This is a genomic window from Thiorhodococcus minor (assembly GCF_010820565.1).
GTDB lineage: Bacteria > Pseudomonadota > Gammaproteobacteria > Chromatiales > Chromatiaceae > Thiorhodococcus > Thiorhodococcus minor.
The window spans coordinates 1-9,088 of the sequence record NZ_JAAIJQ010000136.1; the positions used below are offsets into that span (position 1 = coordinate 1).

At 66.1% G+C, this 9,088-nt stretch carries 9 protein-coding genes; 4 read left to right on the top strand and 5 right to left on the bottom strand.

What is annotated here, in order from left to right; translation table 11 throughout:
- Positions 1-50 precede the first annotated feature (50 nt).
- A complete protein-coding gene (locus tag G3446_RS24660) occupies positions 51-2,177 on the bottom strand; it encodes a polysaccharide deacetylase family protein (RefSeq protein ID WP_164456328.1) in 2,127 nt (708 codons plus the stop codon).
- A gap of 304 nt (positions 2,178-2,481) precedes the next feature.
- On the opposite strand from G3446_RS24660, the gene G3446_RS24665 reads away from it, so the two are divergent.
- Positions 2,482-3,492: a helix-turn-helix domain-containing protein gene (locus tag G3446_RS24665; protein ID WP_164456330.1), complete on the top strand. Its 1,011-nt coding sequence runs from the start codon at positions 2,482-2,484 to the stop codon at positions 3,490-3,492.
- A 738-nt stretch (positions 3,493-4,230) separates the two neighbouring features.
- Positions 4,231-4,653 (top strand): alternative ribosome rescue aminoacyl-tRNA hydrolase ArfB, encoded by a 423-nt coding sequence (gene arfB / locus G3446_RS24670; RefSeq protein ID WP_164456332.1) that lies wholly within the window; start codon positions 4,231-4,233, stop codon positions 4,651-4,653.
- Between the two features lie 109 nt (positions 4,654-4,762).
- On the opposite strand, the gene G3446_RS24675 is transcribed toward arfB, so the two are convergent.
- The 3 genes from G3446_RS24675 to G3446_RS24685 all read right to left on the bottom strand — a co-directional run bounded on the left by G3446_RS24675 (position 4,763) and on the right by G3446_RS24685 (position 6,318).
- The gene (locus G3446_RS24675; protein WP_342450227.1) at positions 4,763-5,554 is read right to left on the bottom strand and encodes a M90 family metallopeptidase; all 792 of its coding nucleotides are present in this window, start codon (positions 5,552-5,554) and stop codon (positions 4,763-4,765) included.
- 171 nt (positions 5,555-5,725) lie between these two features.
- Positions 5,726-5,995 carry a hypothetical protein gene (locus tag G3446_RS24680; protein WP_164456326.1) on the bottom strand — a complete coding sequence of 90 codons (270 nt, stop codon included), beginning with the start codon at positions 5,993-5,995 and terminating at the stop codon, positions 5,726-5,728.
- Between the two features lie 71 nt (positions 5,996-6,066).
- Positions 6,067-6,318, bottom strand: a complete 252-nt coding sequence (locus G3446_RS24685) for a WGR domain-containing protein (RefSeq protein ID WP_164456334.1) — start codon at positions 6,316-6,318, stop codon at positions 6,067-6,069.
- 214 nt (positions 6,319-6,532) lie between these two features.
- Between G3446_RS24685 and G3446_RS24690 the strand changes: the two genes are divergently transcribed.
- Together G3446_RS24690 and G3446_RS24695 are read left to right on the top strand one after the other, a co-directional pair.
- Positions 6,533-6,955 (top strand): hypothetical protein, encoded by a 423-nt coding sequence (locus G3446_RS24690; protein ID WP_164456336.1) that lies wholly within the window; start codon positions 6,533-6,535, stop codon positions 6,953-6,955.
- 22 nt (positions 6,956-6,977) lie between these two features.
- The gene (locus tag G3446_RS24695; protein ID WP_245232744.1) at positions 6,978-7,874 is read left to right on the top strand and encodes a CHAP domain-containing protein; all 897 of its coding nucleotides are present in this window, start codon (positions 6,978-6,980) and stop codon (positions 7,872-7,874) included.
- A 61-nt stretch (positions 7,875-7,935) separates the two neighbouring features.
- On the opposite strand, the gene G3446_RS24700 is transcribed toward G3446_RS24695, so the two are convergent.
- Positions 7,936-8,520: a Uma2 family endonuclease gene (locus tag G3446_RS24700; RefSeq protein WP_164456338.1), complete on the bottom strand. Its 585-nt coding sequence runs from the start codon at positions 8,518-8,520 to the stop codon at positions 7,936-7,938.
- Positions 8,521-9,088: the final 568 nt, after the last annotated feature.

Below are 9,088 nucleotides of genomic sequence, written 5' to 3' on the forward strand. Positions count from 1 at the left end.
AGTTGGTGGACTGCGCTGCGCTTGTCCACCCTACGAGTGCGTCTTGTTGCTCAAGCAAGGAAAATCCGCTCTAGCGCCCCCCGCGAGACATTGCCCCGGTGGTCCTCCGCCTCGATGAAATAGCGCAGGTCGCCGAGGCCGACCGGGAGGTCCGCGGTGACATACTGAGCCGTGACCTTTGCACCCGTCTGACAGGGGTAAGGTCCGCGGTTCGTCATCGCAATGCGCTGCTCGCCGCTGGCCGAGCGCAGATGCAAGGTGACGCGCTCGACCCCGGAGAGGTCGTAGACGAAGCTGTGCACCCGGCCCTCGCGCGGGGCGTCCTCCAGGCAGCCTTGGCCCCATTGCTTGCCGCCCGGATTCTCCGGCGTGACCCAGGGCGGGAAGATGGTCGGGCCGGTGCGGTCGGCGCCGCCGCCGGCGAGACGCTCCAGCTCGTTGCCCGCGATCGACCAGGCGCGATTGGCCGCGTTGGTGACCTGCTGGTCCCAGACCGACTGCCCGGTCCAGTACCAGTAGTCGCTGGCCTCGGCCGTGAGCAGCAGGCGTGTCAGCTCGCTCAGAATGGGGTGATCCGGCTCGGCGTCCTCCAGCGTGTGGACGGCATTCTGCAGCGCCGTGAGCACGGCCCAGGAATTGAGGTCGGGCGAGTAGGGCTCGCGGTAGCGGCTGAACCACTTCATGAACTGGGGGTCGCCGTTGTCGGCGCCGCTCCAGGAGCCGGCCTCGACATGGACGGCCTGGTCCGGGTCGGGCGGGAAACGCTGGAGATAGTCCGCGATGCCGATCAGCTCGAAGCGCGGGTCGTCCCCAAGCCACTCGATCATGCGTGCCGTGTTGTGGCGGTAGTAGCTCTCCGCGCCGCCGCCGTGGTTGTCGCCGTCCGAGTGCAGCAGCAGGAAGGGCGGGTGCTTGGGGTCGAAGCCGCCGTGATCGAGCAGGTGCTGGTAGAGCTGCTCGAAGACGTCCGGGTATTGCAGGGCGCCGAAGCCGCCGCGCGCGTCCTCGTTGCCGATGTAGCGCTCGGCCGGGATGCCGATGATCTTGTGGGTCACGCCGTCCGGGTCCGTATAGGCCAGGTACTCGGGCTTGAGCAGGCTGGGCGCGATCTCCGAGCCCGTCCAGACATTGTGCAGGCGCAGCCAGTCGCTCACGGGCGGGTTGACCTGGTCGGCGGGGTTGGGCGGCAGCATGCCCTCGCTCATGCCGCCGTAGGGATAGTCCTTGCAGGTGCGGTAGCGGTGGATGGAGTCGTACATCACCGCCTGGATGCCGGCCTGGTTGAGCGCCGGGATGATGCGCGGGTGGAAGGCCGTCTCCGGCGGGAAGAGGATGTTGGACGCCGGTGCGCCGAAGGTCTCGGGGATCAGCTCGCGGTGCAGCTGGATCTGGCGGACGATGTCGCGCTCCGGGATCAGCGGCATCAGCGGGTGGTAGTGGCCGAAGGCGCTGAGATCCAGGCGCGGATTGCCGAGCGTCGTCTCAAGGTGAGCGACCGCGCGGACCTCGCGCGTCCAATCGCTGAAGCGCCCGCCGCAGCGGCCTTGCTCGGCGCAGCGATCGAGCTGCTCGATCAGCGACCCGCTCCAGCTGCAGGTCAGCCCGCCGTGCGGCAGTCCGGCCTCCTCGTACTGGCGAATGGCCGCCGCCACGAAGTCCACATAGGGACCGCCGCGCGAGCCGAAGATGCTGTCCTTCTCACCGTCCCAGTAGTTGGGATCCACCGCATCATAGTAGGGCTGGTGCATGTGCTTGTGGATGCCGAAGTAGAGCACGGGCTGGTCGCCGCCCTGGATGCGCGGTGCCGCGGGGCGGGGCGCGCGCGCCAAGGCGATGCTGCGGAAGGTTTTGATCCAATCGGCACCCCCGGCCTGGTGGAAGTCGGCCTTGCGGCAGCCTTCGATCTGGATCTGGACCTCGCCTGGACCGAGAAGCGCCGGCGAAACCTCGGCGCTGTAGCTGTGCGCTCCGTCCGGCTCGGTCGCCGACAAGCGGATTTCATCCCCTCTGATCAGGTACTCGCGGCCATGCTGGCGCAGGATGATCTGAGGGAAGGGAATGATGCCATCGGCGGTCAGCTCGATGGTGAAGGCTGGACTCTTATTGCTCTCCTCACAGACCAGCCGATCAGGAAGCGCGATGGAGAGGAGGCGGGAGAAGACGTTGGCAGTGGCCATGGCATCGATCCTCGGTCGGTGGATGCATGCGGATAGCCTAAGGCCATTCGCGGTCGCCGTTCTATCTCATGACCTGTGGTGACTGGCTGTTGGTCGCTGGATGGGGCGAACTGCCGGCCACCAGCCTCGGCGCGAGATTCCTGAGACGGCGCTCGTTGCCCTGGGTGAGATCATGGGGCTCGCGCGAGTTGAATGACAACTGTCAATGCAAATTGACGCTCGATTTGACAGGCATCCTTGACACTGCGGTTCGTGGCCGGCAGAGTCTCGAGGAGACACCACTTCCCCGGACGGAAGGAGACGCATGCGAGCCGAGCACGATCAGCAGGAATTCGCCACCCAGACGCCGGCGCTCAAAGCGATTCCCACGCAAGGTGCGGCATCTTCAGTCGACGCGCCGACCCTCTTCGAAGGGCTGCAGCAGCGGCTCGACTCGGGTGGTGCTTCTGCGTCTTGTGCTCAGGTCAGCGGCGTGCCAAGTGCTCGCACCTGTGCCCTGGGTCGGGTCGGACTCCTTAAGGCGACCGGCGAGACCCTGTCGCTGACGACCCAGGGCAGCACGCAGGCTCCAGGCGTCACCGCGCTTATCCTGGTCGAAGGCGCGGCACGGGTCGCTCAGGGTGGACGCGAGACGGCGCTCGGCGCTGGCGATCTCTGTCTCATGCGCACCGGCAAGTCGCTGGAGCTCTCCCTATCCGACTCCTTTCGTGCCGCCTTCGTCGAGGCACCGGAGGCGGAGATCGCCGACCGCTTCCCACTCTGGCGCGCGGCCATGCTGACACAGATTCCGGGCAAGAACGGCGTTTCGGCCGTCTTCTGCGACGCCATCCGCTCCATGCACCACTGGCGCGAGAGCTTGGCGGGAGAGGGTGGCGAGCGGCTGGCTGACGTCGTCATCGACCTCATGGGTGCCCTGGTGTGCTTCGCCGTTCCCATCAATGGGGAGTGCGTCCGCCAGTCCCTCTATCAGAAAGACCAGGTCAAGAAGGTCATCCAGCTCAACCTGCGTAATCCCGAGCTGAGTGTGGAGCTGATCGCCGAGTCCGTCGGGATGTCGCCGCGTCAGATCCACCGGCTGTTTCTCGACGAAGGCATCTCCATCATGCGCTGGGTATGGACGCAGCGGCTGGAGCAGTGCTACCGCGAGCTGCTCCAGAGCGACTCGGCCCACCGCTCCATCAGCGACATCGCCTACACCTGGGGCTTCAACGACTCCTCCCACTTCAGCCGCGCCTTCCGCAAGCACTTCGGCGTCTCTCCCAGCCAGGCCAGACGTCGGGGGCTTGCCGCCGAGCCCCAGCGCGTAACGGTTTGACACGCCGCACTCTCAAGCAACGCAGAGGAGCTGGCGGCTTTCCCTTCATGACTCCCTGAGTCATCACCCCTGTCATTCTGAGTCAAGACGCCGAGACCTGATCTCGGTGAGACTACAGCCTCCACATCTCGCGCGGACGGGCGGCCGACGCCCACAAGAATCAGAATCAAAGTCGGCCATCCAAGCCCGTCTGGCACAGTGATCCGACACCCACACCCTCTGTGCCGCGAGATGTGGACCCTTTCTCGCTGACGGCTCCGGAGCGATCGCCCCCGGTCGCGTCAGCTCGCCAGGGCCGAGCAGACCCTGCCCCGTCGATAGGCCGATCGAGCCGGTCCTCGGAGGCTCGGGCTGCCTCGGCGCCGCACGATAAGAAGAATCGAAAACAACAAGACGATGCGCAACGTCCTGCTGGTGCCGCCCTTGGCGGGGCCGGCGGGACGCTGGTGCGTTTGGAGGAGGCTGGTGTCGAGACCGCCTTCGATCGCTTCGACCAGCAGAAGCCGCACTGCGCCTTTGGGATGGAAGGGACCTGCTGCGGCGACCTGCCGCCGTCTCGTTCGGCGATCTCGTAGGCGAGCTTTGGTTTGTCGCCCGCAAGCGGGCTCCTACGAAACTGCTTCAGGGCAGCTGGAAGATCGGAGGAGGCTCGCACCGGCATCGAATAGGGGGCGGCGCGTGTCGGTGCAGCGGACCCGGCTGCTTGCTCAACTCGGGTCAGCGGCCCAGAATTCGCCCATGCTTCAAGTCACTTCCGTCATCCGCATCCCAGAATCCGAGCTCCCCGAGCGCTTTATCCGGTCGCCCGGACCTGGCGGTCAGAACGTCAACAAGGTCGAGACGGCCGTCCAGTTGAGCTTCGATGTTGCACGCTCGCCCTCCCTGCCCGAGGACGTGCGCCGGCGTCTGCTTCGGCTAGGCGGCCGACGCGTCGACGGGGACGGGGTGCTGACGATCGAGGCACATCGCTTCCGCACCCGTGAGCGCAATCGCGAGGACGCCCGCGAGCGGCTGGCCGAGCTGATCCGTCAGGCAGCCCATCGTCCCAAGCCGCGCATTGCCACCCGGCCGACGCGTGGCTCCAAGGAGCGCCGGCTGGCTGCCAAGAAGCAGCGCGGCCGAGTGAAGCAGATGCGGTCTCGTCGGCCGAGCGACGATTGAGCCGCAGGGGCTAATGAGCTCGAGATGTCGCCGTGGGAGCGCCGCCCCGGCGCGACGCGTCAGGCTCCAAGGGTGGCGGATCGCGCCGAGGGCGGCGCTCCCACGGGCGTCAGGTCCGAGCGCTGGCGTTGCCCAGCCGGCGAAGCGGATCCTGCTTGTAGAAGCCTTGCAACAGCTTATAGACAGCCGGGTACTCGCCGACGAGCAGTGACGGCACCTCGAAGAAGGCCTCGCTGACCACGGCGAAGAATTCGGCCGGGGATTCCGTGGCGTAGGGGTCGATGGGCGTGTCTTCGCCCGAATTGGCGCGGCGACAGAGGTCGTCGTAGGCCGCGGCGAAGGCGTCCTTCCAGGCTGCGCCCGACATGCCGCGATGCAGCGGCGGGCAGCCGTTGGTGCTCCCGGAGCGTCCGTCCAGCTTATGCGCCAGCTCGTGGATGATGACGTTGTAACCATCCAGCGCCCGGTCCGCGCGAAGATCGGCCCAGGAGAGGATGATGGGGCCAAGGTCCCAGGACTCGCCCGCCTTCACTGTGTCGTCCACCCAAACCACGCCGTCGTCCCCCATGACTTGATGCTCTGGGACGAAGGCATCTGGATAGACGATGACCGAGTACCAGCCGTCGTACCAATCGAGCCCGAGCTCGAGCACCGGCAGGCCGGCCGACAAGGCGATGGTCAGGCGCATGGTGTCCGTCAGCGCCAGCCCTTGCGCGGGCTCCAGTGTCTTCCGGCGCAGAAAGCCGAGCGCGAGCCGGCGCAGCCGGGCCGATTCGGCGGCGTCCAGGCCGCTGAGTAGCGGAAGGGATCTCCAGACCTGCTCCCAGGTCGCCGCGTCGAAAGGATCTGGCTCATTGTCCGGGGCGAGCGACTGCCACCAGCGTGTCAGGGGGCTCATCATGGCGTCGTTTCGGCGGGCATTGCCGCTGCAATGGCGAGAGCGATGTCGATGGCGTCGGTCAAGGTCTCAACCCAAGTCAGCGCCGAGGGCGTGCGTCAACGCTGGGAGTCTTGGCCTCCAGGTCAACAGGTGTCGGTCTGGAGGCCGATGCTCCCAGGACCAGAGCCGGCATCAACGAGGCGAGCCCGACGCGCGCTGGCCTGTCGGACGTGCCTGCGCCTCATCGTCGGCGTCCACCGAGCCTTCCAGCTCGGCGCCGATCTCCAGCCAGTAGGGCTCGGCTCCGCAAGAGCCGCAGCCATCCCATACCTCCACGTCTTCATGCATGCTGCGCGGCCGTGGCTTGGCGGCGTCTCTGTCGTCTGCCGCCTCTGTCGGGCGCTCGTCGCGGGGATGGGCGCATGCTGGCGGTGAGGCTCGTTTGGGAGTGGGGCTGGGCATGATTCAGGCTCCGGTGGACGCGGGTGCGGGGCGTGCCTCTTGGCGCTGCGGAAGCTGGGGTTTGCGCAGGCTCATCCCGCTTCCGCATCCTGTAGGCTGGGGCACTGGGACGCAAGCTCGTAACCGCGCTGCCGACGGCGTTTGGCGATGATCTCCATCTGGTCGAGTCCGGCGGACTTGGAAGGGACCACAGTCACGCGCATCTGCCCGCGGCCCGATCCGAGCGCGCCCCAGCAGAGTACCAGTGTCCAATCTCCGAGCAGATCCTGAACGAGATCCACCAAGTAGTAGCGCCCCTTCTCAGGGTTGATCCAGCGTTGCATCACCGTGAGCCCTTGCAGAACATTGGCCCCAATGATGACACATCCGTCGTGCTGAGAACCGCGGCGCGGCGGATCGCGCCAACGCCAACAAGGCTGATCCCTTGGGTGCGCGAGCGCGCGGACCGCGGCCGTCCGGAAATCTCTCAGGCGCCCTGGAGCCCGTGCCAGTGCGTCCCAATGTCTGGCTCGCAAGCCCACAGATGCGGAGAAATTCATGCTCATGATCGACTACAAGGACATCAGCTGGTGGTACTGGCTCGTCACCGCCTGCCTGCTGACCGCCGGGCTCGCCGGCTATCCGCAAGGGTTCGTCTTGGCGGTTGCCTTGACGGTCCTCCAGCTCATCCATTTCGGCCTGCGCGAGCGCAGCCTGACGGCCTTCCCCATGCAGGTCCGCTTCTGGTATCTCGTCCTGCTGCTGGTTTCCCTGCCGCCGCAGATGCAGCTCCTCTATTGGCTGCCGACCATCGGCACCTGGGCGCAGGTCATCTTCGGCTACTGCACCATGGCGCGACTGGTGTCGCTGCTGCCCTGGAATCGAAGCGAGCCTTGGTCGGCCCGGCTGCTTTGGCGGACCTTCATCGCCCCGCCGGTGCGGGGCAATATCCTGCAAGGGCTGCCGCCGACGCAGGCCTGACGCCCCGGGAAAGGATGTGCACATGATGCAACAGCGACCTCCTCAACGCCTCAATGGGCCGGGCATGACCGTCATGCTGACCGCGCTCGCGCTGTCGGCAGTCCTGGCCTCGGGTCCGGCCTCTGCCGACAGCACACCGACGTCTCGGCAAGTCGGCCTCGCCGCCGCTGCGCTCGTCGGCCTGCCGCCGCACACCGACGGCGCCGACCTCGGGCAGCGCCCACCGCCGCCCGGACCGCTTGAGCGTTTGAAACGGATGCGCGCCGCCAAGCAGGCCTGTGACGGCCCCTGCGAAACCCCTTTTGGAGCTAGGATCGGCATTGCGGACGGCGTGGAGGCGCGGTCCAACTGCACCTCGACTTGCCTGCGCTTGGACTTCAGCTTCGTCGATCCGAGCTCGGGTGAGATCCGAGTCGCCAAGAAGTCGCCAGACCCCGAGCGTCTCGAATACGCTGGTGTGACCTACCAGTGCGTCGAGTACGCCCGCCGTTGGTGGATCCGCAACCTGAGTCTGACCTTCGGAGACGTGCCGACGGCCGCCGACATCTTCGACCTGACCCAAGGGCTCCGGCTGCCCGGACGTGAGCCCGTTCCGCTCGGACGGTCGCTCAATGGGGCCGGGAAGCGTGCCCCGAAGCGCGGCGATCTCGTCATCTACGGCCCAGATCCCACAGACCCGGAATGGCGCTTCGGCCACGTCGCCGTGGTCGTCGGCGTCAACCCCGGCCAGGGCTGGGTCGAGCTGGCCGAGGAGAACTACGACAACCGTCGCTGGCGCAATCCTCAAGCCTACGCAAGGCGCATCCGGCTGTTCGCCGTCGGTGGTCGCTACACCCTGATCGACGTCGAGCCCGGCAGGACGCAGAGCCCGGACGGTGGGCGGATCCTTGGCTGGGTGTATCCGTTGGACGAGCGGTAGTGGGAGACTGCTGGGAGCCGTTGCGACGGCGCATCTCGCGTCAAGGTGGCCGCAATTCGGCTCAATCCTCAGTGGGCGCATTCGTTGGCCATCGGATCTCAAGCCCAGGCACTGCGGACGCCTTGGTTGCGCCCTCGAGCTCGACGCTATCCGGTCGGCCATAGACGCCATCAGGGTCGAGGCGGTAGATGGTCAAGACCCGGTCGATCGGATGCACCAGCCAATATTCCCGCACAGCATGCCGTTCGTAGAGCGCGCGCTTGCGAATCTGATCATGAGCGGCCGTGCGGGCTGAGAGGATCTCGATGATCCAGTCCGGTGCGCCTCGGCCCCCCTTGTCGTCGAGCTTGTCCGGGTCGCAGATAACACTGATATCCGGCTGGACGACAGTGTCCACCAGATCGTCGGCTTCACTGGACTTCGGGAGTCGCACGTCGAACGGCGCGGCATAGACGTCGCAAGGATGCTCGAGTAGCTGATTTGCGATCTGTCGCGTGACCTCGACGGCCAACGCCTGATGCAGGCGTGTCGGCGCGGGCGACACCGCGAAAGCTGTCCCGTCAATGAGCTCCCAGCGCTCCTCGTCCGGCCAGCGGCAGTAATCGCCATAGTTGAGATGACCAAGATTGGTCGCTGCTCGCGGCATGGTGGTCGCTCCTAAAGACGTTGTCCTCTTGAAGGATACTGTGCTTGGCTGGCCCCTGGTGACTCTGCGCGACCTCCAATCCTGAAGCCAAGTCCCGGAGTCTCGTAAGGTGCCGGAGTGTCGCGTCTGCGCTCGTGATACCCGTCGGGTCGATCCCTCGCCGACGGGACTCGCGCAGGGCGACAACCTTCTCAGCCCGGGCCGTCCCGCTCCGGGTCGCTGCTCCGCCTCGAGTAGCGCCGTTGGCGCACTCGGGCTACGCACGACCCTACGACGAATGACTCTACGGCGTGTGTGACTGCGCTTTGCATATTGCCTTCACGACGAAGGACTCACGTCCTTCGTCATTACGGCAATACGCACGCGCACACGCCTACCCGGGACTACCGGCCTCGCGCTTTGCGCTTCCCTGGCCGGCAGCGGACGAGCCCAAGAGACTGTGAAGAAATTCTGCGTAGGTTGGGCTGAGGTACGAAGCCCAACATGGCGGCGGCTCTCCCGTTTGCTCTGGGGTTGTGATATCTTTAAAATCAATGGCTTGCCTGCTGCTTTCCGCTAGAACCCTATT